General features: G+C 73.7%; 26 protein-coding genes and 1 tRNA gene. 10 read left to right on the top strand and 17 right to left on the bottom strand.

The window, feature by feature from the left end; all coding sequences use genetic code 11:
• Positions 1 to 59: 59 nt before the first annotated feature.
• Both ACN27D_RS24755 and ACN27D_RS24750 read right to left on the bottom strand, forming a co-directional pair.
• Positions 60 to 131, bottom strand: a tRNA-Val gene (locus ACN27D_RS24755).
• 50 nt (positions 132 to 181) lie between these two features.
• Entirely contained in the window at positions 182 to 721 is a 540-nt protein-coding gene (locus ACN27D_RS24750; protein WP_174361703.1) for a TIGR02611 family protein, read from the bottom strand.
• Positions 722 to 994: 273 nt separating this feature from the next.
• Here ACN27D_RS24750 and ACN27D_RS24745 point away from each other — a divergent pair, with 273 nt between their 5' ends.
• Positions 995 to 1426: an SsgA family sporulation/cell division regulator gene (locus ACN27D_RS24745; RefSeq protein ID WP_007457244.1), complete on the top strand. Its 432-nt coding sequence runs from the start codon at positions 995 to 997 to the stop codon at positions 1424 to 1426.
• A gap of 73 nt (positions 1427 to 1499) precedes the next feature.
• Here the strand turns inward: ACN27D_RS24745 and ACN27D_RS24740 are convergent, their stop codons facing one another.
• The gene (locus ACN27D_RS24740) at positions 1500 to 2276 is read right to left on the bottom strand and encodes a glucose 1-dehydrogenase (protein ID WP_421500098.1); all 777 of its coding nucleotides are present in this window, start codon (positions 2274 to 2276) and stop codon (positions 1500 to 1502) included.
• Between the two features lie 188 nt (positions 2277 to 2464).
• Between ACN27D_RS24740 and ACN27D_RS24735 the strand changes: the two genes are divergently transcribed.
• Both ACN27D_RS24735 and ACN27D_RS24730 read left to right on the top strand, forming a co-directional pair.
• A complete protein-coding gene (locus ACN27D_RS24735) occupies positions 2465 to 3382 on the top strand; it encodes a helix-turn-helix transcriptional regulator (RefSeq protein WP_120570904.1) in 918 nt (305 codons plus the stop codon).
• Between the two features lie 7 nt (positions 3383 to 3389).
• A complete protein-coding gene (locus ACN27D_RS24730) occupies positions 3390 to 3845 on the top strand; it encodes an RrF2 family transcriptional regulator (RefSeq protein WP_104114498.1) in 456 nt (151 codons plus the stop codon).
• 1 nt (position 3846) lies between these two features.
• Here ACN27D_RS24730 and ACN27D_RS24725 read toward each other — a convergent pair whose 3' ends face one another.
• The 7 genes from ACN27D_RS24725 to ACN27D_RS24695 all read right to left on the bottom strand — a co-directional run bounded on the left by ACN27D_RS24725 (position 3847) and on the right by ACN27D_RS24695 (position 9259).
• Positions 3847 to 4458, bottom strand: a complete 612-nt coding sequence (locus ACN27D_RS24725; RefSeq protein WP_421500097.1) for a malonic semialdehyde reductase — start codon at positions 4456 to 4458, stop codon at positions 3847 to 3849.
• Positions 4455 to 5018, bottom strand: a complete 564-nt coding sequence (locus ACN27D_RS24720) for a flavin reductase family protein (RefSeq protein ID WP_120570906.1) — start codon at positions 5016 to 5018, stop codon at positions 4455 to 4457. The genes ACN27D_RS24725 and ACN27D_RS24720 overlap by 4 nt, the downstream gene beginning before the upstream one ends.
• Positions 5015 to 6349 (bottom strand): LLM class flavin-dependent oxidoreductase, encoded by a 1335-nt coding sequence (locus ACN27D_RS24715; RefSeq protein WP_121683380.1) that lies wholly within the window; start codon positions 6347 to 6349, stop codon positions 5015 to 5017. Before ACN27D_RS24715 ends, ACN27D_RS24720 begins: the two co-directional genes overlap by 4 nt.
• Before the next feature lie 11 nt (positions 6350 to 6360).
• Positions 6361 to 7209 (bottom strand): ABC transporter permease, encoded by an 849-nt coding sequence (locus tag ACN27D_RS24710; protein WP_421500096.1) that lies wholly within the window; start codon positions 7207 to 7209, stop codon positions 6361 to 6363.
• Complete coding sequence (locus tag ACN27D_RS24705; RefSeq protein ID WP_252450019.1) at positions 7202 to 8020, bottom strand: ABC transporter ATP-binding protein; 819 nt, start codon at positions 8018 to 8020, stop codon at positions 7202 to 7204. Before ACN27D_RS24705 ends, ACN27D_RS24710 begins: the two co-directional genes overlap by 8 nt.
• Entirely contained in the window at positions 8017 to 9045 is a 1029-nt protein-coding gene (locus ACN27D_RS24700; protein WP_421500095.1) for an ABC transporter substrate-binding protein, read from the bottom strand. The genes ACN27D_RS24705 and ACN27D_RS24700 overlap by 4 nt, the downstream gene beginning before the upstream one ends.
• Positions 9046 to 9181: 136 nt before the next feature.
• Entirely contained in the window at positions 9182 to 9259 is a 78-nt protein-coding gene (locus tag ACN27D_RS24695; protein ID WP_349881247.1) for a putative leader peptide, read from the bottom strand.
• A gap of 263 nt (positions 9260 to 9522) precedes the next feature.
• Between ACN27D_RS24695 and ACN27D_RS24690 the strand changes: the two genes are divergently transcribed.
• A complete protein-coding gene (locus tag ACN27D_RS24690) occupies positions 9523 to 9696 on the top strand; it encodes a DUF4236 domain-containing protein (RefSeq protein WP_064498970.1) in 174 nt (57 codons plus the stop codon).
• Between the two features lie 114 nt (positions 9697 to 9810).
• A complete protein-coding gene (locus ACN27D_RS24685; protein ID WP_421500094.1) occupies positions 9811 to 10329 on the top strand; it encodes a potassium channel family protein in 519 nt (172 codons plus the stop codon).
• On the opposite strand, the gene ACN27D_RS24680 is transcribed toward ACN27D_RS24685, so the two are convergent.
• Together ACN27D_RS24680 and ACN27D_RS24675 are read right to left on the bottom strand one after the other, a co-directional pair.
• Entirely contained in the window at positions 10295 to 11197 is a 903-nt protein-coding gene (locus tag ACN27D_RS24680) for a hypothetical protein (protein ID WP_357792869.1), read from the bottom strand. The genes ACN27D_RS24685 and ACN27D_RS24680 overlap by 35 nt on opposite strands.
• 48 nt (positions 11198 to 11245) lie before the next feature.
• Entirely contained in the window at positions 11246 to 11767 is a 522-nt protein-coding gene (locus ACN27D_RS24675) for a VOC family protein (protein WP_120570912.1), read from the bottom strand.
• 50 nt (positions 11768 to 11817) lie between these two features.
• Here ACN27D_RS24675 and ACN27D_RS24670 point away from each other — a divergent pair, with 50 nt between their 5' ends.
• Both ACN27D_RS24670 and ACN27D_RS24665 read left to right on the top strand, forming a co-directional pair.
• The gene (locus tag ACN27D_RS24670) at positions 11818 to 12288 is read left to right on the top strand and encodes a MarR family winged helix-turn-helix transcriptional regulator (RefSeq protein ID WP_151500744.1); all 471 of its coding nucleotides are present in this window, start codon (positions 11818 to 11820) and stop codon (positions 12286 to 12288) included.
• A gap of 48 nt (positions 12289 to 12336) precedes the next feature.
• A complete protein-coding gene (locus ACN27D_RS24665; protein WP_421500093.1) occupies positions 12337 to 13926 on the top strand; it encodes a tetratricopeptide repeat protein in 1590 nt (529 codons plus the stop codon).
• Between the two features lie 4 nt (positions 13927 to 13930).
• On the opposite strand, the gene ACN27D_RS24660 is transcribed toward ACN27D_RS24665, so the two are convergent.
• Together ACN27D_RS24660 and ACN27D_RS24655 are read right to left on the bottom strand one after the other, a co-directional pair.
• Positions 13931 to 15334, bottom strand: coding sequence for a sensor histidine kinase (locus ACN27D_RS24660; RefSeq protein ID WP_421500092.1), 1404 nt, complete (start codon positions 15332 to 15334; stop codon positions 13931 to 13933).
• Entirely contained in the window at positions 15331 to 15987 is a 657-nt protein-coding gene (locus tag ACN27D_RS24655; RefSeq protein ID WP_091427735.1) for a response regulator transcription factor, read from the bottom strand. The genes ACN27D_RS24660 and ACN27D_RS24655 overlap by 4 nt, the downstream gene beginning before the upstream one ends.
• Positions 15988 to 16082: 95 nt before the next feature.
• On the opposite strand from ACN27D_RS24655, the gene ACN27D_RS24650 reads away from it, so the two are divergent.
• Together ACN27D_RS24650 and ACN27D_RS24645 are read left to right on the top strand one after the other, a co-directional pair.
• Positions 16083 to 17204, top strand: a complete 1122-nt coding sequence (locus ACN27D_RS24650) for a LolA family protein (RefSeq protein WP_421500091.1) — start codon at positions 16083 to 16085, stop codon at positions 17202 to 17204.
• Between the two features lie 241 nt (positions 17205 to 17445).
• Positions 17446 to 19671, top strand: coding sequence for a HelD family protein (locus ACN27D_RS24645; protein WP_421501194.1), 2226 nt, complete (start codon positions 17446 to 17448; stop codon positions 19669 to 19671).
• Positions 19672 to 20266: 595 nt separating this feature from the next.
• On the opposite strand, the gene ACN27D_RS24640 is transcribed toward ACN27D_RS24645, so the two are convergent.
• Positions 20267 to 20689: a hypothetical protein gene (locus tag ACN27D_RS24640; protein WP_162959127.1), complete on the bottom strand. Its 423-nt coding sequence runs from the start codon at positions 20687 to 20689 to the stop codon at positions 20267 to 20269.
• A 283-nt stretch (positions 20690 to 20972) separates the two neighbouring features.
• On the opposite strand from ACN27D_RS24640, the gene ACN27D_RS24635 reads away from it, so the two are divergent.
• A complete protein-coding gene (locus ACN27D_RS24635; RefSeq protein ID WP_091427728.1) occupies positions 20973 to 21350 on the top strand; it encodes a hypothetical protein in 378 nt (125 codons plus the stop codon).
• A gap of 65 nt (positions 21351 to 21415) precedes the next feature.
• On the opposite strand, the gene ACN27D_RS24630 is transcribed toward ACN27D_RS24635, so the two are convergent.
• Complete coding sequence (locus ACN27D_RS24630) at positions 21416 to 22405, bottom strand: sporulation protein (RefSeq protein WP_121686309.1); 990 nt, start codon at positions 22403 to 22405, stop codon at positions 21416 to 21418.
• A 103-nt stretch (positions 22406 to 22508) separates the two neighbouring features.
• A complete protein-coding gene (locus tag ACN27D_RS24625) occupies positions 22509 to 23285 on the bottom strand; it encodes a DeoR/GlpR family DNA-binding transcription regulator (protein WP_421500090.1) in 777 nt (258 codons plus the stop codon).
• Position 23286 lies beyond the last annotated feature (1 nt).

Genomic DNA, 23286 nt, shown 5'->3' with positions numbered 1-23286 from the left:
CTGCTGTACGCAAGCAGAAAGGCCACCTCCCGAAGCCGGGAAGTGGCCTTTGACCTGCGTGGGCGATACTGGGATCGAACCAGTGACCTCTTCGGTGTGAACGAAGCGCTCTCCCGCTGAGCTAATCGCCCTCAGCGCGCATGACTCTACCCGATCACCCGCCCGGACCAAAAACCGGGCCTCAGTGCGTCGCGAGGTAGTGCAGCGCCTCCGCCACCACGTCGATACCGAAGCTGTACTTGAGCGACAGCCACACCACCACCGACACGAACGCGAGCCCGACCGCCCCGAGCACGAAGCGCACGCCCAGCGACCGCATCTTCACCCAGCGCGTCCAGGAGTTGACGTGCCGGCGGGTGAACGCGAGCAGCCGTCGCGCCCAGTGGAACTCGACCGCCCAGACGCCGAGGCCAGCGATGACCAGCAGCCAGCCGGGGCCGGGCAGCGGGATCAGCGCGACACCGACTGTGACGACGATGGCGCCGAGGATGCCTATGAAGATCTTCAGGGCGACGCGGCCGGTGGGGTTGGCGCGGATCAGGTCGAGCGTGGTGTGCAGGCGTCCCCGCCAGCCCCGTCGCCGCCGGCGCTGCTCCATGAGAGCGCCTTGCGACCGCCCTTCCACCGGCACCTCGTACCCCCGACTTTCGGCTGCTCGGGCCGCACCTTTCGGCGATTCGGCCGTGGTCCGCGACGTCACCGAGGAGCCCCTCGTGACCATTTCCACCCCCAGTGTCGCGCGGGACCGTCACCCCTGCTCACGACTGGACGTTACCGGAGTAAGTCGACGACTGAACCACCCGTTGCCGGGCGGAACGACGGAGTGGGCGGAACCGGAAATTCTACGCGGGGCCAGGCGGTCCCGGGGGCTTTCGGAACCCCTTCCCACCACTGGGTGAAGTCAGCGTATGGCGGAGCGTAGCCAGGAGCAGCACCTGAGTATGGGAAAAGCGGGACACGCGCGTTCCGCAGCGGTGCCGGGGGGAGAACGTCCATGAGTGTCATCCGACCGACGACCGTAGAGGTCGAGACGTCGCTAAGGCTCGTCGCGCCTGACGCCACCGCCTTGCCGGTGCGTGCCAGTCTGCGTTACGACCCTGCTGACCCGTATGCGGTCCATGTCCTGTTCCATGCCGAGTCCGCCGGCGGCGAGGCGGTGAGCTGGTCGTTCGCACGCGAACTGCTGGTCACCGGGCTCGACGAGCCGGCCGGCATCGGTGATGTGCGGGTCTGGCCGTGGGCCACCCCGCGCGGCGACTTCGTCGCGCTGGCGCTGTCGTCCCCGGACGGCAACGCCCTGTTCGAGGTTCCGCGCAGCGTGCTGGTGCGTTTCCTGCGCCGGACCTACGTCGTCGTCCCGCGTGGCCGTGAGGCCGAGCACCTGGACGTCGACACCGCGGTGAACCGGCTGCTCGCCGGTCGCTGACACGGCGAAACCCGGGGCCGCGCGGATCTGCCGAGTCCGCGCGGCCCCGGGCCGTCTGCAACCGGGGTACGCCTCAGCCGCGCGTGGTGATCCCGCCGTCGACCGGGATGACCGCTCCGGTCAGGTACGCGCCGGCGCGCGACGCCAGGTAGATCGCCGTGCCCGCCATGTCCTCGGGCCGGCCGATGCGGCCCAGCGGCACCTGCTGCTCGATGGCTGCGCGCGACTCGGGGTCGTCCAGCACGAACGCCATCATCTTGCTCTCGAACGGTCCGGGCGCGATCGCGTTGACTGTGATCTGCTCGCCGGCGAGCTGGTGGGCGAGGCCACGGGTGAGCATGTGCACGGCCGCCTTGGTGGCCGAGTACGCGTACACCTCCATCCACGGGACCCGGATGCCGTCGATCGACCCGATGTTGATCACGCGGGCCGGGTCGTCGGCGTCGGCCGCGGCGCGCAGTTGCGGCAGCAGCGCGGTGGTGAGCCGGAAGACGGCCTTGACGTTCACCGCCCACAGCTTGTCGAAGGCGCCCTCCGGGTACTCCTCCAGTGGCGCGCCCCAGGTGGCGCCCGCGTTGTTGACCAGCACGTGCAGCCGGTCGTGGCGTTCCCGCACGGCCTCGGCGAGCGCCAGCGCGCCCGCGTCGCTGCCCAGGTCGGCCGGGATGGCCTCGCAGTGGCCCTCGGCGGACAGTTCCTTGGCGACCGACTCGCACACGTCGGCCTTGCGCGAGGAGATGATCACCTTGGCGCCGGCCCGGACGAAGCCGCGCGCGATCATCAGCCCGATGCCGCGTGAGCCGCCGGTCACCAGGACCGTCTTGCCGTCGACCGAGAACAGATCCGTCATGCCCATCCCATCGCCGTCGCCCGGCCGCGGGCCGGTCGGCCGGGGCCGCGTGGCCGGGGTGCGCAACGCACGCCGGCCCGGGTCTTACCGATCGGTAACCTAACCGTCCGGCTCGGCTGCCGACAAGAGCGGCCCGTGCGGGTGAAACCGTCGAGATGCAACGTGCGGGCTTGCCGGTTACCGTCGGGATGATGGTCACTACCGGTCAGCCCTCCCCGGCCACCCGCACCGGCCTGCCGGAGTTCCGCCCCGGCACCGACGAGATCGTCACCGGTGTGCTCGGCGACCTCGCCGCCGAGCCCGGCTGGCCCCGCCCGGTCCTGCTCGACCGCGATCTGCTGATCCTGGTCACCCACGGCCACGGCACCGCCGAGCTGGACTTCCGGCCGGTCCCCTGCCGTCCGGGCACGCTGCTGCGCGCGCACCCCGGCCAGGCGCTGCGGTTCGTCGGCGCCCAGCTCGACGCGACTGTGGTGAGCTGGCGGCCGGACGCGCTGCGCGGCCTCGACGTCGACCCGGACGCGGTGCCCGCCCACCGCCAGCTCGCCGGTGAGGACGAGGACGCGGTGATCAGCGAGGTGAGCCAGCTCGCCGTGGACGCCGACCGGCACGCGCTGGTGCCGGCCGCCGCGGCGCTGCTGCGCCACCAGCTCGCCGTGCTGCTGCTGCGGCTGAGCCTGCTGCCGCATCCGCGTAACGGCGCGACGCCCCGGGCCGAGACGGAGACGTTCCGGCGGCTGTGCCGGGAGGTGGAACGCGGCTACCGGCACACCCGCCGGGTGGAGGACTACGCCGCCCAGCTCGGCTGTTCGGTGCGTACCCTGACCCGGGCCTGCCTGGCGGTGACCGGCCGCAGCGCCAAGCAGGTGATCGACGAGCGGGTGGCGTTGCAGGCGTGCCGGCTGCTCGCCGCCACCGACGAGTCGATCGCCGCGATCGGCCGGGAGCTGGGTTTTCCCGAGCCGACGAACTTCGGCCGCTTCTTCACCCGGGAGGTCGGGGTGAGTCCGGGGACGTTCCGGGCCGAGCGGGAACGCCCGCTGCCCGTCCGTCTGGTGCGACCCCGGCCGCCCGCCGACTCCCCCGCACCCGGCGGCCAGGCATGATGGCACTGTGCAGATCTCCGCGCGCGGCGACTACGCGGTCCGGGCAGCCCTGAGCCTGGCCACCGCGTACCCCACCCTGCTGTCCACCCAGGCCATCGCGGCGGAGCAGGACATGCCGCGCAAGTTCCTCGAGGCGGTCCTGGCGGACCTGCGCCGGGCCGGGGTCGTCCGGGCCCAGCGCGGCGCCGAGGGCGGCTACACGCTGGCCCGGCCGCCGCGGGAGATCACCATCGGGCACGTGTTGCGCGCCGTCGACGGTCCGCTCGCGGGGGTACGCGGGCTGCGCCCCGAGGAGACGCAGTACGAGGGGGCGGCGGAGAACCTGCCCCGCCTCTGGGTGGCGGTACGCGCGTCGGTGCGCCGGGTGGTCGACGAGGTGAGCCTGGACGAGCTGGTCAGCGGCCGGCTGCCGGCCCACGTGCGCAAGCTGACCGCTCAGCCGGACGCGTGGGAGCCGCGCTGACTCACAGCGTGCTGACCACCTCCTCGTAGGGCAGGCGGGGCAGCCGTTCCCGCCAGGCGTCCGGCGCGGGGCGGCCGATGTTCATCAGCAGCAGCACCCGGTGCCGCCCGCCGGTGAAGAACTCGCGTTCCACGCCTGCGGCGTCGAACCCGGCCATCGGTCCGGCGGCCAGCCCGGCGGCGCGTACGCCGACCAGCAGGTAGCCGATCTGGAGCGCGGCGTTGAACCGGGCCTGCGCCTCCCGGCCGGCCGGGTCGCCGGTGAACCAGTCCCGCGCGCCAGGGCGGTGCGGGAACAGCTCGGGCAGCCGGTCGTGCCAGTCCACGTCGGCGGCGAGCACCGCGGTCAGCGGCGCGGAGGCCGTCTTGTCCCGGTTGCCGGCGCTGACGTACGGCAGCAGCCGCGCCCGGGCCGCCGCCGAGCGCAGCAGCAGCACCCGCAGCGGCTGGGCGTTCATCGCGGTCGGGCCGTACCGGACCAGGTCGTGGACGGCGCGGACGTGCTCGTCGCCGACCGGCTCGTCGGTGAACGCGTTGGCCGTGCGGGCCGCCCGGAACAGCAGGTCCTGGGCGGCCCGGTCGAGCGCGATCAGCTCGTCGGCGGCGGTGGTCACCACGCCTCGGGCCAGTCGCCGAGCGTGGTGGTGTAGCGGCCCCGGTGGTGCAGCAGCGGGTCGCCGTCCTCGCCCGCGCCGAGCGCGAGCGGCTCGCCGAGCAGGATGGTGTGGTCGCCCGCCTCGATCCGGCGGACCACCCGGCACAGCAGCACGGCGAGCGCGTCGCCGATCAGCGGCACGCCGAACGGCCCGGTGGTCCAGCCCGGGTGGGCGGTGAACCGGTCGATGCCGCTGGTGGCGAAGATCTGCGCGATCTCCTGCTGGCCGGAGGCGAGCAGGTGCACCGCGACGTGCTCGGCCTGCTCGACGGTGGGCCAGCTCGACGAGGCGCGGCCGAGGCAGACCGAGACCAGTGGCGGGTCGAGCGACACCGAGGTGAACGAGGTGGCGGTGAAGCCGGCCGGCGGCAGGTCCGGCCGCATCCGGTTGCCACGCAGGCCGGGGGTGGTGACCACGGTGACGGTGGACGCCTGGCGGCGCAGCAGGCCGCGGAACGAGTCGACGTCGACCGGGCGCAGCTCGACGGTGGCGGCGCCGGGCCGGTCCACGGTGGTCACGACGCCACCAGCTCACGGGTCGCGTAGACGCTGGCCGGGCGGGGCAGGCCGTAGTGCTCGCGCAGGGTGCGCCCGGTGTACGCGGAACGGAACAGCCCGCGCCGGCGCAGCAGTGGTACGACGTGGTCCACGAAGGCCTCCAGTCCATCGGGTAGCAGCGGTGGCATGACGTTGAAGCCGTCGGCGGCGCCCTGGGTGAACCAGAGCTCGATCTGGTCGGCGATCTGTTCCGGGGTGCCGACCACGACGCGGTGCCCGCGTCCGCCGCCGAGCCGGCCGATGAGCTGCCGCAGGGTGAGCAGTTCCCGCCGGGCCAGGTCGACGACGAGCTGGTAGCGGCTCTGGTGGGACTGCACGGCGCCGGCGTCCGGCAGGTCGGGCAGCGGGCCGTCCAGCGGCAGCCCGGTCAGGTCGAGCCCGGTCATGCCGGAGAGCTGGGCGAGCGCGTGCTCGGGCACGATCAGGGCCTCCAGTTCGTCGGCGAGGGCACGGGCCTCCTTCTCGGTACCCCCGATGACCGGCGCGATACCGGGTAGCACCTTCACCAGTTCCGGGTCGCGGCCGGCGTCGGCGGTGGCCCGCTTGAGCGCCGCGTAGAACGCCTGCCCGTCGGCGAGCGTCTGCTGGGCGGTGAACACGGCCTCGGCGTACCGGGCGGCGAACGCGATGCCGTCGGCGGACGAGCCGGCCTGCACCAGCAGCGGCCGGCCCTGCGGCGGGCGGGGCGTGTTCAGCGGCCCGCGGACCCGGAACCGCTCGCCGGCGTGGTCGATCTCGTGCACCCGGCCGGTGTCCGCGAACACACCGGCGGCGGCGTCCAGGACCAGCGCGTCGTCCTCCCAGCTGTCCCAGAGCTTGATCGCCACGTCGACGTACTCGGCGGCCCGCCGGTAGCGGTCGGCGTGGGCGGGGTGGTCGTCGAGGTTGAAGTTGCGGGCCTCCCGGGCCTGGGCGGAGGTGACGATGTTCCAGCCGGCCCGGCCGCCGCTGAGGTGGTCGAGCGAGGCGAACGCGCGGGCCAGGTTGAACGGTTCGGTGTACGTGGTGGAGGCGGTGGCGATCAGGCCGATGTGCTCGGTCGCGGTGGCGATCGCGGCGAGCAGCGTGATCGGTTCGAAGACGGCCTGGATGTTGTGCCGCACGGCCGGGCCGACGGCGAGCCCGTCGGCGAGGAACACCGAGTCGAGCGTGCCCCGCTCGGCGATGCGGGCCAGTTCCTGGAAGTGGCGTACGTCGGCGAGGCGGCTCGGGTCGGCGCGCGGGTGCCGCCAGGCCGCCTCGTGGTGGCCGACACCCATCAGGAAGGCGTTGAGGTGCAGGGTCCGGGACATGGCGGTTCCTCTCAGGCGGTGGTGACGTCGGCGCGCCAGGTGGAGAAGCGACGTTCCCCGGCGACGAGGAGCTGGTTGACCACCAGCCCGATGGCGGAGATGGTGATGATCCCGGCGTACATGTCGGGGATCGCGAAGTTGTACTGCGCGTAGTTGACGAGGTAGCCGAGCCCGGCCTTCGCGCCGACCATCTCGGCGGCGACGAGCACCAGGATCGAGTACGCCCCGGCGAGCCGGACGCCGGTGAACACGGTCGGCACGGCCGCCGGCAGGATCACCTTCTGGAACAGCCGCAGGTGGTTGAGCCCCATCGAGCGGGCCGAGCGGATCAGCAGCGGGTCGACGCCCTTCACGCCGGCGACGGTGTTGAGCAGGATCGGCCAGGAGCAGGCGTAGACCACCAGGGCGATCTTCGACGTCTCACCGAGCCCGAGAATGAGCACGAAGACCGGCAGCAGCGCGAGCGCGGCGGTGTTGCGGAACACCTCCAGCAGCGGGCTGAGCAAATCCGCGAGCGGCCGGTACCAGCCGATCAGCAGGCCGAGCGGGATGGCGGTGACCACCGCGAGCGCCAGCCCGGTCAGCGAGCGGGTGAGGCTGGCGCCGACGTGGTCGGCGAGCTGCCCGCTGCGCAGCAGCTCCCACCAGGCGGCGAGCACCTCGGACAGCGGCGGCAGGAAGACCCGGTCGACCAGCCCGGCGCGGGGCGCCGTCTCCCAGATCGCGGCGAGCGCCAGCAGCGCGGCGCTGCGGTGCAGCATCCGGCCGCCGAGGCCGAGCAGGCGGCGGGGCCGGGCGGGCACGGCCGCCGGGGCGGGGGGCGCCACCGGCCGGACCGGCGGTGCGGCGACGTCAACCAACGCGGGCCTCCTCGCGTACGGCGGACTGCGCGGCGCGTACCTCGTCGCGCAGCAGCGTCCAGATGCGGTGCCGGTGGTGGCGGAACGCGTCGGTGGAGCGGACGTCCTCCTCCGCCTCCCGGTCGCCCAGCTCGATGTCGATGACCTGCTTGATCCGGCCGGGCCGCGACGTCATCACGGCGACCCGCTGGCCGAGGTGCACCGCCTCGTCGATGCCGTGCGTGATGAACACGATCGTCTTGCCGGTGGCCTGCCAGATCCGCACCAGCTCGTCCTGGAGCGAGTCGCGGGTCTGCGCGTCCAGCGCGGCGAACGGCTCGTCCATGAGCAGCACGTCCGGGTCGTACGCGAGGCTTCGGGCGATGGCGACGCGCTGCTTCATGCCGCCGGACAGCTCGTGCGGGTAGCGGTCGGCGAAGCCGGTCAGCCCCACCAGGTCGAGGTGGTGCGCGACCAGGTCGGCGCGCTCGGCGCGGGGCAGGCCCTTGGCCTCCAGTCCGAACGCGACGTTGCCGGCGGCTGTGCGCCAGGGCAGCAGCGCGTACTGCTGGAAGACGATGCCCCGGTCCAGGCCGGGCCCGGTGACCGGGCGGCCGTCGACGAGCACCTGCCCGCCGGTCGGGGTGGCCAGCCCGCCGAGCAGGTCGAGCAGGGTGGACTTGCCGCAGCCGCTGGGGCCGACGACGACGAGGAACTCGCCGGGGCGTACCCCGAGGGTGAGCCCGTCGAGCGCGGTGACTGCGCCGCCGCCACCACGCCGCCCCGGGAAGACCTTGTGCACCCGGTCGAAGAGGATCTTGTCGGTGCTCATGCGCCACCGCCGGGGGTCGCGGCCGCGTTGAACCGGTTGGTGTAGAGGTCGGACGGCTTCGGCCGCTCGCCCTTCAGCTCGCCGGTGTCGGCCAGCCAGTCGATCCAGGTGGCGAACTCCCGGTCGGTGATGACACCGCCGGGTTCGGCGACGCCGCTGGACTTCCAGTAGTCGACGAGCGTGGTGTCCTCGTTGCGCCCGCGCTCGCTGATGATCGCCTTGAGGCGGGCCACCACGGTCTCGCGCGGTTGCGTGCGCGCCCACTCGATCGCCTTGCCCACTCCGGTGACGAACGTGCGGACGGTGTCCGGGTTACGGGTGAGGAAGTCGTCGCGGAAGACGTAGGTGCCGGCGCTGAACGCGCCGAGGAGTTCGTAGTCGGTGAAGATCGTACGGATGCCGCCGTTGGCGACCGCCTTGTCGCGGATCACGCCGCCGAGCACGGCGACGTCGATCTGCCGGGCGCGCAGCGACTGCTCGGTGTTGACCGGCGGCAGCGCGACCAGCTCGACCTTGCCGATCTCGGCGGCGGTGAGGCCGCCCCGGGCCAGCCAGGTACGCAGGACGGCCTCGGCGTGCGCGCCGAGCGTGTTCATGCCGACCCGCTTGCCGATCAGGTCGCGCGGGCCGCGGATCGGGCTGCCGTCGAGCACGTAGTAGCCCTGGAACGTCTGCGCGTCGGAGCCGTAGTAGCTGACCACGGCGGTGATCGGGGCGTTCGCGGCCTGGAGCTTGACGATCGCGCCGTTGAACGCGCCGCCGAAGTCGCTCTGGCCGGTCGCGGTGGCCTGGATGTCGGCCGGGCCGCCGGTGACGTTGCCGATCCAGTTGAGCCTGACGTCACCGAGGTAGCCGAGGTCGGCGGCGAGTTCGGGGAGGGTCACCTGGCCCACCGAACCCTGGTAGCGCAGTTCCTTGGTCTGTGCGCCGCCGGCGGCGTCGGCGCCGCACGCGGTGGCGGTGGTGAGGGCGAGCAGGGCGACGGCGGCGGTGAGGGCACGCCGCGGTGATCGGGTCGAGGGCATGGCGGAGTCTCCTGATCTGTCCACGATGCGGTGGAGGGGGCCCGCGCGGGGGCCGGGGAGCACGCCGCACCGCGCCGGGCCACGGTGCGCCGGCTGCGGGAACGGACGGGCGGAGAGGGAACGACGAGCGCTCGGCTCAACAGAGCGCGCTCGCGTGCCGGACCAGGTCGACGTGCACGCGAGCGGTGAGGAGAAGCTCGTCCCGCTGCGACATGCCCTCATGCTGCCGACCGTTCTCCACGCCGGTCAATGCCCTTCCATCCAGTGAGACTTTCGTCGCTGGCTTTGTTACGACCCGCCTCCACCAGCATTTACGACTCCTTAACACCTACCCGTTGGATAGAGATTTTGCCGGGCGGCAGTCCCACCGTCCAGAGCGGACCGGGCAGGGTTTCGCGAATCGTCGATCCGGGCATGTTCGTTGCCGCGAAGGCATGCAGACGACTGCAGAGGCAGGGAGAGAAGGAGGCACCCCCGATGGGCGTCCAGTTCCGCAAGCGTAAGAAGTACGGGCCGCTGATCCTCCACTTCACCCAGAACGGCTTCTCGTCGTGGAGCATCAAGATCGGCCGCTGGTCCTGGAACTCGAACACCCGCGCCCACCGCGTGGACCTTCCGGGGCCGCTGTCCTGGAAGCAGGACAAGGCCTGACCTTTCCCGGACGACGAGCGGGGTGCCGGCTGACCGCCGGCACCCCGCTCGTCGTCTGCGGCCGGGTTTGCGGTTCCGCCCGTCACGGCGTCCCGGCGACCGGAGAATCGCCGCATGGCGGACGTGTTCCTGCGGCGGTTGCGACGGCGGGCCGTGGCGGCCTGCGCGCTCATGCTGGTCGGCTACTTCCTCGTGCCGGTCGAGGCCGATCCGAACGGCCTGCGGCTGGCCCTGCGCTCGATCGGCACGGCGGTCCTGGTGGTGGTGATCGCGTTCCTGGTCACCGGCCAGGTCCGCCGCCAGCTCGTCCGGGACCAGCCGACCGGCCGGGACGAGGACCGGGCGCTGACCCGCCTCGCGGTGGCGCTGGTCGCCGGGCTGCTGGTCTTCGCGCTCGGCGACTACGTGGTGGCGAACACCCGGCCCGGCGAGTTCGTCGGCCTGCGGACCCGGGTCGACGCGCTCTACTTCGCGCTCACGACACTCACCACTGTCGGCTACGGCGACGTGCACGCCCAGGGGCAGATCGCCCGGGTGGCGGTGTGCGCGCAGATGGTGTTCAGCATCGGCGTGGTCGCCACCGGAGCGTCGATAGTGGTCAAGCAGATGACCCAGCGTTCGGGACGGCGCTGATCGACACGTCCCCGCCGAGCCGGCCGTGCTCCGGGTCGCGGGTCACCGCGCCGGAGGCGAGCAGCGAGGCGAGCGCCCGGTTGGCGTCGGCGGCCCGGTAGACGGTCGACGTGGTGGCGAAGCGGCGCAGCTCGGTGACCGTACGCGGGCCGGAGCGGGCCAGCTCGGCCAGCAGTTCCCGGCGCAGCGGGCCGGGTTCGGGTTCGAGCGAGATGTCGAGCAGCCGCCCCTGCGGGTCGGCCGGGTCGCGGTAGCGCACACCGGCGTACTCGTCGACCGCCCAGAGCGCCTCCTTGACCGCCTCCAGCCCCCGGTCGGAGCCGGTGGCGTAGCCGAGCAGCCGCGCCGGGCCGTCCCCGTCGGGCACCAGCTCGACCTCGGTGACGAGCGGGAACCCGGCACCGGTGAGCGCCGGGCGCAGCGACCGGCCGGGCGTGGTGACCAGCAGCAGCTCGGCCGGGCGCCCGGACGCGGCGGCGGCCAGCAGGGCCGGGTCCGGGTCGGCGCCGTCGGCCACTGTGAGCAGCGGCGCGCCGGCAGCCCCGGCGGCCTTGAGCGCCACCGGCAGCCGGTCCGGGCCGCCGGGCACGAGGTGCACGGCGACGTCGGCGGGCAGCGCGGCCTCGGCGGCGCCGAGACGGGCCGGCAGGTCGGTGCCGTCGTCGGCCACCACGAGCACGGTCAGCCGTCGCCCGCGCAGCCGGTCGGCGAACTCGGCCACCACCCGCAACGCCTCCTCCGCGCCGGCGGCGTCACCCCCGGCGTACGCGAGCGCGAGCGTGGCCCGCCGCGCCCGGTGCAGCGCGGCGGGGAGCCAGTGGTCGAGCTGGCGGACGAGCAGCTCGCGCAGGACGGCGTCGGTCGACATGGTGCCGTTTCTACCGCACGGCGCGGCGGGCCCGGCCGTGAACCCCGCTCAGACCGGGACGGAGATGCCCACGCCGCCGCGGGTCTGCCCGCCGTAGCGCTGCCGCTCGCGGTCGAGGTCGAGCCGCCCGATGCGGGTACGCGCGGCGAGCGCGGCGTCGTCGAGCAGGTCGGCCGGGACGATCCAGACGATCTCGAACTCCAGCCCGTCCGGGTCGCGGCCGTAGAGGCTCTTGGTGGTGCCGTGGTCGGACGCGCCGACCAGCGCTCCGGCGGCGGAGAGCCGCTCGGCGGTGGCGGCCAGCTCGTCGAGCGTGTCCAGCTCCCAGGCCAGGTGGTAGAGCCCGACCGTGGCCCGGCCGGCCTGGGACGCCCCGGCGGCCGCGCCGATCTCGAACAGGCCGAGGTCGTGGTCGTTGGTGGAGTCGGGCGCCTGGAGGAAGGCGGCGCCGCGGAAGCCCTCGGGCGTCATCGGCACCCGGCGGAAGCCCAGCACGTCGCCGTAGAAGGCGACGCTGCGCTCCAGGTCACTGACGTAGAGGACGGCGTGGTTGAGTCGGTGGATGCCCATGCCGTCGACCGTACCCCGGTTTTGTTGAGCGTTCAACTATCGGCGCTATGATGGGCGTCATGACCCGGTGGTTGGACCCCGACGAGCAGCGGACCTGGCGCGCCTTCCTGACCGCCTCCCGGGCGCTGATGGAGACGCTCGACCGCGAGCTGCAACACGACGCGGGCATGCCGCACGCGTACTACGAGATCCTGGTCCGCCTCTCCGAGGCTCCCGACCGGCGGCTGCGGATGAGCGAACTGGCCGAGCTGACCGGCTCGTCGCGCAGCCGGCTGTCGCACGCCGCCGCCCGGCTGGAGGCGTCCGGGTGGATCCGCCGGGAGGACTGCCCCACCGACCGGCGCGGGCAGGTCGCCGTGCTCACCGACGAGGGCTTCGCCACCCTGGCCGCCGCCGCGCCCGGCCACGTCGAGGGGGTCCGCCGGCACCTGTTCGACGCGCTCAGCCCGGCCCAGGTCGACCAGCTCCGCCGGATCAGCGAGACGCTCGCCGACCACCTGACGGATTCGGGACCAAACTGATCCACTCCGGGTCTTGTACATACCGTCGCCGGACGAGCACGATGGGGCGTGTCCTCCGGCTTCGCTGACCTGACCGTCCAGGCGCACCAACTGGTGTCCGAAGGCGACCTCACCGGCGCGGAACGGCTGCTCGCCGACGCGCTCAGCGACGCCGATCCCCGCCCCGGCAACGCCTCCCCCGAGCTGGCCGAGGCGGCCGGTCTCCAGGCCCGGGTGCTGGTCGCGCTCGGCGAGCCGCACTCCGCCCGGGGTTGGGCCGCGTTCGCGTACGCGGCGGCCACCCGGCTGCACGGCCGCTCCGACGAGCGCACCGTCACCGCCGCCGCGACGCTCGCCGCGGTGCTGCACCGGGTCGGCAGCGACGCCCGGGCGGCCCGGCTCTACTCCGACGTCATCATCGAGCTGACCGCCCGCGACGGCCCGGAGTCGCAACGGGTCCTCGCCGCGCACGCCGACCTGGCCACCGTGGAGTACGCGCGCGGCCAGTGCGAGGTGGCCCGCGACCGGTTGCAGGACGCCTGGGAGCTGCACCGGGAGGTCTACGGCGACGGCCACCCCAGCGGCATCAAGATGCTGGCGAAGCTCGGCGCGATGGAACGCGACTGCGGCCGGTACGCCGACTCCCACGAGCACCTGACGCTCGCCGAGGAGCTGTGCCGCCTGCACCTGGACCCCGACGACCCGCTCGCCGCCCAGGTGGCCGGGCTGGCCCGCGCCGCCGCCGACCCGGACCACGTCTGCCCCGCGCCCGCCCCTGCCCCGGCGCCCGAGCCGCCGCCCGCCCGGACCACGCCGGTGGTGCCCGCCGCCCGGGTTCCCCCGGCCACCGAGGGCCCGCACGACCTGCCGCCGTACAGCCCGCCCGCGCTCGACGAGCCGGTCGAGACGCCGCTCTACCACCCGCCCGGCCGGGCCGCCGAGACCGCGCACGTGCCGACACCGCGTACCGCGCCGGAGGCCGACGGCGACGCGTTCGACGACTACCCGTGGCCGCCCGACGAGCCGGCCGAGCAGCCGTGGCGGCCCGGCGCCGACCCGCTGCCGCCCACGGTGGTCGGCCTCGCCGACGACGAGCCCGACGGCGTACGACGGGTGCCGCCGCCCCCGCCCGAGCCGCCGTCGCGCTACCTCCCGGTGCACGTGCCCCGGCCGCCTGCCCCGGAGCGGCGCACGCTGCCCTGGCTGCCGCTCGTGGTGCTCGGCGTCGTGGTGGCGCTGCTGCTCGGCACCATCGCGGTGATCGCCGGGGTGTCCCGGGTGGACGACGGCCGCGACACCCCGCCACCGGCCACCAGCGCCCCGGCCGGCAGCGCGCCGCCGACCTCGGCCGCTCCCGCGCCGACCACGGCGGCGGCCGCCGCCCCGGGCACGCCACCCGGGCGGTTCACGCTCACCGACCGGCGCGACAGCATCGTGCTGAGCTGGACGTACCCGGCCGGCGCGGAAGGGCCGGTGGTGGTCGCCGGGGGCCGGTCCGGGCAGCCGCAGGGCACGTTCGCCACGCTGCCCGCCGGCTCGGCCGACTACATCGCCTACGGGCTCGACCGCACCACCGACTACTGCTTCACCGTCGCGCTCGTCTGGTCCACCGACACCGTCGCGCGCACCGGCCCGGTCTGCACCAGGCGCCGCCGCTGACCGCTCACTCCGCGTCCGGCTCGGCCAGCGCGGGCAGCCGTACCGTCGCGCGCAGGCCCGGCGCGGCGGCGCCGGGCGTCGCGTCGGCCAGCTCCACCGTGCCGCCGGCCCGGCGCACCAGCTCGCGCACGATGGCCAGGCCCAGGCCCGCGCCGCCCGCGTCGCGCGCCCGCGCGTCGTCCAGCCGGGTGAACCGGGCGAACACCCGCTCCCGGTCCGCCGCCGGGATGCCCGGCCCGTCGTCGGTCACCGTGATCAGGTGGTACGCACCGTCCGGCCCGCTCACCGCCAGATCCACACCGGTGTACGCGTGCCGCAGCGCGTTGTCCACCAGGTTCACCAGCACCCGGCGCAGCTCCCCCGCGTCCCCCTCGACCCACCGCGGCGCGTCCGGCGGCGTCAGCCGCACCGGCGGCGACGGGTAGCGGGCGGCCACACCGCGCAGCAGCTCACCCAGCTCCACCGGGCCGACCGGGGACGGCCGGGCGTCCTGCTCGTCGAGGCGGGCCAGCAGCAGCAGGTCGTCCACCAGACGGCTCAGCCGCTCGGTGTCCGCGAGCAGGTCGTCGGCGACCGCCGGCCAGTCGGTGTCGTCGCCGAGACGCCGGGCCACCTCCAGCTCGGTACGCATGTTCGTCAGCGGGCTGCGCAGCTCGTGCGCGGCGTCGGCGACGAACGCCCGCTGCCGGTCCCGGGACGCGGCCAGCCGGTCCAGCATGTCGTTGAGCGTGACCGCGAGCCGGTGGATCTCGTCCTGCCCCGCCGGTACGGGGAGCCGCTCCGCCCCGGCCCGGCCGGTGATCTCGGCGGCGCCGCTGCGCAACTGCTCGACCGGGCGCAACGTCGCGCCCACCACCCGCCAGGCCACCACACCGAGCCCGGCGACCAGCAGCGGGAAGCCCACGAGCAGCAGGTTGCGGACCACGTGCAGGCTGTGCCGCACGTCGGTGAGCGACTTGGCGACGAGCACGGTGCGCGGCTCCTGCGCCGTGCCGGCCGGCACCGTGACCACCCGGACCGGGCCGGGCATGCCGGCGCGCCGCCCGTCCACCACCAGCCGCTGGCGCTGCCCGGGGCGCAGCTCGTCCGGGCCGAGCATCGGCACGAGGCGGTCCGCGTCGATGGACGCGGCCCGGATCCGGCCCTGCGCGTCGACCACCTGCACCCGCAACTGCCCGCCGGCCACCGGAAGCGGGTCCGGCAGCGCGTCCTCGGCGGTGAGCAGCGCGACCGCGTCGGCGGTGCGCAGCGCCTCCTCGTCGACCGAGCGCTGCAGCGTCCAGCCCAGCGCGCCGACCAGCAGCGTCCCGCCGAACGCGAACCCGACCGCCAGTCCCAGCACACCCAGCGCGAGCAGCCGGGCGCGCAGGCCCAGCCGTGGCAGCGGGCCCCGGATCCACCGGCTCATGTGGCCAGCCGGTAGCCGGCGCCGCGCACCGTCTCCAGCCGCTCCCGGCCGATCTTGCGGCGCAGGTAGCCGACGTAGACCTCCACCGCGTTCGGCGCGGTGTCGACCGAGGCGTCCCAGACGTGGTCGAGCAGCTCGGTCTTGGAGACCACCTCGCCGGGGCGGCGCATCAGGTAGTCCAGCAGCGCGTACTCGCGGCTGGTCAGCACCACCTCGGCGTCGGCCCGGGTGACCCGGCGGCGGGCCGGATCCAGGCGCAGGTCGCCGACGGTGAGCACGGTCGGCCGCCGGGGTGCGCCGCGGCGCAGCAGCGCCCGCAGCCGGGCCAGCAGCACCACGTACGAGAAGGGCTTGGTCAGGTAGTCGTCCGCGCCGCAGTCCAGGCCGTCGGCCTGGTCGTACTCGCCGTCCTTGGCCGAGAGCATCAGCACCGGCAGCCAGCGCTGCTCGGCGCGCAGCCGGCGGACCACCTCGTAGCCGGAGAGGCCGGGCAGCATCACGTCGAGGATCATCGCGTCGTACTCGCCGTGCCGGGCCGCGTCCAGCCCCTCCGGGCCGGTGGCCGCCACGTCGACCACGAACCCCTCCGCCGACAGGCCCCGGCGCAGCGCCGCCGCGAGCCGCGTCTCGTCCTCCACCACCAGCAACCGCACCGGTCCAGGGTGCCACCATGGGGTCACCCGTAGGGGATCTCCTCAGCGTGGTCACAGCGACGATCGCGCAGCATGGTGCGCAGGAGGTGCACACTATGTCCGTGATGAAGAACCGCGCCGTGCTGCGCTGGCTGGTCCCGGTGACCGCGGGGGTCGCCGTGATCGGCGGTGGCGCCGCCGTCGGCACGTTCGCCGCCGGCGCCGACCCGGCGCTGCCGCCGCGCAGCGCCGCCCAGCTCCTGGAAGACCTGCGCACGTCCCGCCTGGACGGGCTCTCCGGCACCGTCGTGCAGCGCGCCGACCTCGGCCTGCCGCCGATCGCCGCGCTCGCCGGCCGGGCCGCCGGCAACGACCTGGCCGGGCTGGTGTCCGGTACGCACACGCTGCGCGTCTGGTACGGCGGCGAGGACCGGCAGCGGCTGGCCCTGGTCGACACGCTCGGCGAGCAGGACATCCTGCGCAACGGGCGCGACGTCTGGACCTGGAACAGCCGGGAGAACACCGCCACGCACCGGACGTTGCCGGCCGACGCACCGGACCGGGCCACCGTGCCGGCCACCCCGGCCGACGCCGCGGACCGGGCGCTGGAGGCGATCGACCCGACCACGGCGGTCACCGTCGGCCGCACCGCGACGGTGGCCGGGCGGGACGCGTACGAGCTGGTGCTCACCCCGCGCGACAAGGCGTCCCTGGTGCACCAGGTCCGGATCGCGCTGGACGCGAAGGAGCACGTGCCGCTGCGCCTGCAGGTGCTCGCCGACGGGCAGGACGAGCCGGCGTTCCAGGTGGCGTTCACCCAGGTCGACTTCCGCACGCCGGAGGCCGACCAGTTCCGGTTCAACCCGCCGCCCGGTGTGAAGGTCACCGAGGCGACCGAGGACGAGCGGCCCGGGCCGGCGGGCAAGCGGTTCGACCGCAAGGACGCCGAGAAGCCGGACGTGCGTACCGTCGGCACCGGCTGGACCACCGTGGTGGTCGCCAAGATCGGCGACGCGGCGACCGGCGACGGCGCGAAGCCCGGCGCGAAGCCCGGCGCGGACGCGCCGGACGCCCAGATGCTCGCGCAGGTGCTCGGTGACCTGCCGAAGGTCAGCGGCGACTGGGGCAGCGGCCGGCTGCTCAGCGGCAAGCTGTTCAGCGTGCTGCTGACCGACGACGGCCGGGTGATCGCCGGTCTGGTCACGCCGGAGCGGCTCTACGAGGCGGCCAAGGGCTGAGAACTGCCGTGCCCGGGGCTCGGTCGGCTGACGCCGGCCGGGCCCCGAGTCGTGTCCGGGCTTGGTCGGGTGGCGGCCGACGCGCTATCTTTCTCAGTTCAGGCACAAAAAAGGAATGGCTTCTGAATGCCATTCCTGCAGCAATTCTAGTCAATGAGGAGCCGGATTGTCAACGCACTCCGACGTGTCGGCTGACCTGCGCCAGGACGACGAGATCGGCCGGGAGCAGGAATACGTCTCGATGCTGTACGACCGGCTGGACGGCATGCGGGAACAGGCCGCCCGGCGGCTCGACGAGGAGTTGCGCCACACCGGCGGCACGCAGCAGGCCCGCTCGCAGCGCGACTCGACAGTGGCGATGTACGCCGACCAGGTCGAGCAGTTCTCCGCGGTGGAGAGCGGCCTGTGCTTCGGCCGCCTCGACGGCGACGACGGCGCGGTCCGCTACATCGGCCGGATCGGGATCTTCGACTCCTCCGGCGACTACGACCCGCTGCTGATGGACTGGCGCGCTCCGGCCGCCCGCCCGTTCTACCTGGCCACCGCCGCCAACCCGCAGGGCGTACGCCGCCGGCGCCACCTGCGCACGCGCGACCGCAAGGTGACCGGGCTCAACGACGAGGTGCTGGACATCGCCGCCGCCTCCCCCACCGCGCACGAGGAACTGACCGGCGAGGCGTCGCTGCTCGCCGCGCTCAACGCCGGGCGCACCGGCCGGATGCGCGACATCGTCGAGACCATCCAGGCCGAGCAGGACCGGATCATCCGCGCCGACCTGCCCGGCGTGATGGTGGTGCAGGGCGGCCCCGGCACCGGCAAGACGGCGGTGGCGCTGCACCGGGCCGCGTACCTGCTCTACACCCACCGCCAGCAGCTCTCCACCCGCGGCGTGCTGCTGGTCGGCCCGAACGCCACGTTCCTGCGCTACATCTCCCAGGTGCTGCCCACGCTGGCCGAGACCGGCGTGCTGCTGCGTACCCAGGCCGACCTGTTCCCCGGCGTGCACGCGCGCCGGGCCGAGCCGGCCACCACCGCCGCGCTCAAGGGCCGCGCGGTGCTGGCCGACGTGCTCGCCGCAGCGGTCCGCGACCGGCAGTGGGTGCCCGACGAGCCGGTCACCATCGAACTGCCGCAACGGGAGGTGCTGACGCTCGACCCGGAGACCGTGCGGCAGGCCCGCGACCGGGTACGCCGCACCGGCCGCCCGCACAACCTGGCCCGCGCCCTGTTCGACGTGGAGATCGTGCACGCGCTCGCCGACCAGGTGGCCGAGCGGATCGGCGCCGACCCGCTCGGCGGGGAGAACCTGCTCTCCGAGGCCGACCGCGCCGAGATCCGCCGCGAGCTGCGCGAGGAGCCGGAGATCCGGGCCGCGCTGGACGAGCTGTGGCCGGTGCTGACCCCGCAACGCCTGCTCGCCGACCTGTACGCCTCGCCGGAGCGGATCGCCACCGCCGCGCCCATGCTCACCGACGCCGAGCGGGCCGCGCTGCACCGCGAGCCCGGCGGCTGGACGCCCGCCGACGTGCCGCTGCTGGACGAGGCCGCCGAACTGCTCGGCGAGGACGAGCGCGCAGCCGTGGCCCGCCGGGAGCGGATCCGGGCGCTGGAACGCGAGTACGCCGAGGGTGTGCTGGAGATCTGGCGCGGCTCCCGCTCCATCGACGTCGAGGACGAGGCCGACGGCGGTGAGATCCTCGGCGTCACCGACCTGATCGACGCCGACCGGCTCTCCGAGCGGCAGGAGGAGTCCGACCGGCTCACCACCGCCCAGCGCGCCGCCGCCGACCGTACCTGGGCGTTCGGGCACGTCATCGTGGACGAGGCGCAGGAACTGTCGCCGATGGCGTGGCGGCTGCTGATGCGCCGCTGCCCGAGCCGGTCCATGACGATCGTCGGCGACGTGGCGCAGACCGGCGCGCTCGCCGGCACGCCGTCGTGGGGCGAGGCGCTGGCGCCGTACGTGGCGGACCGGTGGCGGCTGGAGGAGCTGACCGTCAGCTACCGCACCCCGGCCGAGATCATGGCGGTCGCCGCCGACGTGCTCGCCGAGATCGACCCGGCGCTGCGGCCACCCCGCTCGGTACGCGCCACCGGCGTACCGCCGTGGGACCGGACCGTACCGGCGGACCGGCTGGTGACGGAACTGGTCGAGGCGACCGCCCGGGAGACCGCGTCGCTCGGCGACGGGCGGCTCGGCGTGCTGGTGCCCACCGGCCGGGTGGCCGAGCTGGGTGGCGCGGTGGTGGCGGCGCTGCCGGAGGCGACTGTGGGTGAGCAGCCGGAGCTGGCGAACCGGGTGGTGGTGCTGACCACCGAGCAGGCCAAGGGCCTGGAGTTCGATTCGGTGCTGGTGGTCGACCCGGCCCGGATCGTGTCCGAGTCCCCGAGGGGCAACAGCGACCTCTACGTGGCCCTGACAAGAGCCACCCAGCGCCTGGGCATCCTCCGCACCCCCACTGCCTAACCCCCTCGCCTGCCCTCCCCGCCCCTGCCCTCCGCCCTCCGCCCCGTTGATCATGAAGTTGGCGGCATTGTCGATCTCCAGATCGGCCGCCAACTTCATGATCGACGGGGTCAGGCACGTCTTGCCTCATGCCCCGCCGCGCCCCACCCTCCCCCTCGCTCCGCGATCATGGAGTTGTGGCCCCGGAAAGCTCCGCCAAACGGACATTTTTCGGGGCGGAAGTGCAAGATCGGCGAGTGCAGGCTTGGGGTGGTGGCGGGGTGCGTTTCCGGGCGGCCTGTTCGCGCCAGTTCGCCGGAGTGGCGGGGACGTGCGCCAGATCGGGGAAGTTGCTACATCACGGCCGCTCCGACCCCGCCAGTTCGCCGAAGTGGTGGCACGCCGCCAGCGCCAGCCGCAGGAAGCCCACCACCAGGTGAGGCGGGACCGGTCAGGCATACGCGCCAGTTCGCCGGAGTGGCGGGGACGTGCGGCAGGTCGGGGAAGTTGCTACATCGCGCCCGCCCTGACTGCGCCAGTTCGCCGAAGTGGCGGTGGCAGAAGTCGCACGGTGGGGGCGGCCGGAGGCCGCCCCCGCCGTGCCGTGCCGCCCCGGTCAGCCCGGGTTGGGGCGGTTGTCGGTGAAGTTGCCCACCTGGGCACCCGTGGACGAGTTGTCGCTTGTCGAGCCGCCGGCCGGGGTGCTCAGGCCACCTGTGCCGGCGTCACCGGTCGTCGTGGGCGCCACCTTGCCGGGATGCTTCTCGGGCTGGCGGGCCACCCGGCGCACACTCGCCGGGCCCGCGGTGCCACCGGTCGTGGTCACCGCGCCCTGGCCCCGCGTCGGTCCGCCGTCGCGCAGCACAGTCGGGTCGACGGGTACGTCCGCCGGGTCGTCCGGGTCCAGTTCCTGCCGCATCCGCTCCACGTCGGTCTGCGGCACTGTGACCTCGTCCAGCGCGCCCTCGCCGTACACGCCTCCGGCGACCCGCTGCTCGGCCCGCCGGGCGGCGTCCTGCCGCATGTCGTCCTCACGCACGTCAACCACCTCGCAGCTCTCTCGGGGTATCGGTGTTGCGTGCCCGAGGGTGGGTGGCTGAAACCGGGGCCGGCACCGGGAAGACCGGTGTGCACCGGGGTGTCCGGTTCCGGCTGCGAGCCGAGCGTGGCGGCCATCGGATGGCGACCGGCGGTTACCTTGTCTCCGGCGAGGGGTAGACCCAGGGTGCCCCCGCCACAGAGCGCGAACCGTGCCGTGGCCGACCTGCGGTAGCGGGGCGAGGGTATGCAGGTACGACTCATCAAATCCTGAGGAGGACCAGATGAGCACGCAGGCTGCATCCACCAGGCCGGCCAACCGGCCGATGTCCGACGTTCAGAACCGGTCGAACATGCAGGACACGTCGACCCGGCAGATGCCGTCGATGCACGACGGCCACCGGGAGAACATGCCGTCCCCGGGTACGGAGACGAAGCAGGCGTTCCTGACCACCGAGTTCTGGGTGTACGCAGCCGCGGTCGCGGTCGTGGCGATCGCCGCGTTCTGGAAGGGCACCACCGCCAACGGCCTGAACATCAACAACCCGAACCAGGCCTGGTGGTACCTGACCGCGCTGACCGGCGCGTACCTGGTCAGCCGGGGCCTGTCGAAGGCGGGCAGCGCGCGCCGCTCCGGCGAGGAGCGTCGAGGCCGGCGCTGACGCGCGCCGAGTCACGCGTACGGCGACGCCCCCGGGATCCGTCCCGGGGGCGTCGTCGCGTCTGCTCACTCCTCGCCGAAGTCCCCGAAGTCGTCGCCGCCGCCGTCGAACGCGTCGTCGAGCATCTCACCGGCGATCATGCCGCCGGCGACGCCCAGCGCGGCGCCCGCGACCACGCCGCCCATGCCCGGGCCGCGCCGCCCGTGACCGGCGTATCCGTGCTGGCCCGGGTAGCCGTGGCCGCCGTGCGGCATGCCGAAGCCCTGGGCCCGCAGGCTGCCGTAGCGGCCCGTGGTCTCCCGCAGCCAGCCGTCGACGACCTGCACCCAGTCGGTACGGGCGGCGTCGCTGTGCGGGACCGAGTACCGCCCGATGACGTCGTGCCCGGCGCTGAGGAAGCCGCCGCGCTTGTCGCACTCCAGGATCACCTCGACGCCCTGCTGGCTGGTCACGAACGTCAGCTCGACCTCGGTGACCGTCTGCGCGTACTGCGGCGCGGCGAAGAACTCGATCTCCTGGTAGAACGGCAGCGTCTGCGGCACGCCGTAGATGTGGCCCCGCTCCAGGTCGGCGTGCTTGAACCGGAAGCCGAGCGCCTGGAACGCCTCCAGGATCCGCTCGTGGATCGGCAGCGGGTGCACCGACACCTGGTCCAGGTCGGACTTGTCGACCGCGCGGGCCACCGCCAGCTCGGTACGCAGCCCCATGGTCATGCCGTGCAGGCGCTGGCCGTACACGTCGGTGATCGGGGTCTCCCACGGCACCGGCATCTGGAACGGGATGGAGAGCTGCTGCTTCGGGGCCAGCTCGAAGGCGCCGCTGACCGGCATCCGGTGGAACTCCATCACGCCGGCGTACTCGTGGTCGCCGCTCTCGATCTCGACCCGGGTCACCAGACCGATGTTGATCTGCTCGATGCGGGCCGCCGCGTCGCCGCCGACCAGGTTCACGTGCCCGTCCAGGGTCAGGCCCGGCCGGGTGTTCGGGTTGCTGAGCACCGTGTCGACGGTCGGGCCGCCGACGCCGAACGCGCTCAACATCTTCTTGAAGACCATCGGTCACTCCCGTGCAACTGCGCTCCGACATGGACCGTCGGGCACTTCGTCAGGGCACCCTAGACGGCGGGGCTGAGAACTGTCTGTGAGGCACGCCGTGGTCTCAGTCGGCCCGGACCACCACCAGCTCGCCGACCTGCTCACCGAGCTGCCGGCGGGCCTCCGGCGGCAGGCCGCCGTCGGTGATGAGCACGTCGGCCTCCTCCAGCGGAGCGATGGTGGCGATGCCGATGGTCTCCCACTTGGTGTGGTCGGCCAGCACCACGAGACGGCGGGCGGAGCCGATCAGCCGCCGGTTCACCGCCGCCTCCAGCAGGTTGGGCGTGGTGAATCCGGTACGCGGGCTCATTCCGTGCACGCCGAGGAAGAGCAGGTCGACGTTGAGCGCGGCGATGGCCGCCTCGGCGACCGGGCCGGTCAGCGCGTCCGAGGGCGTACGGATGCCGCCGGTCAGCACGACGGTCTGATCGGTGCGCGGGTTCTGGTAGAGCGCGTCGGCCACCGGGATCGAGTTGGTGACCACCGTCAGCCCACGTACCTCGGCCAGCCGGGCGGCCAGCGCGGCGGTGGTGGTGCCGGCGGAGAGCGCGACCGCCATCCCCGGCTCGACCAGGTCGGCGGCCCGCTCCACGATGGCGCGTTTCTCGGCCTGCTGCCGGACGGACTTGGCGGCGAAGCCGGGCTCCTCGGTGGAGCCGGGCCCGGCCAGTGTCGCGCCGCCGTGCACCTTGTCGATGAGGCCGCGGTCGGCGAGCACCTCCAGGTCGCGGCGGATCGTCATGTCGGACACCCCGAAGCGGCTGACCAGGTGACTGACCCGGACGCCGCCGCGTTGGCGGATCAACTCCAGGATGGCGCTCTGCCGTTGCTGGGCGAGCATG

Origin of the sequence: Micromonospora sp. WMMD1274 (assembly GCF_049179035.1) — a bacterium.
Lineage (GTDB): Bacteria > Actinomycetota > Actinomycetes > Mycobacteriales > Micromonosporaceae > Micromonospora > Micromonospora tulbaghiae.
The sequence above is the reverse complement of the archived record's forward strand: the minus strand, read 5'-3'. Positions and strand labels throughout refer to the sequence as shown.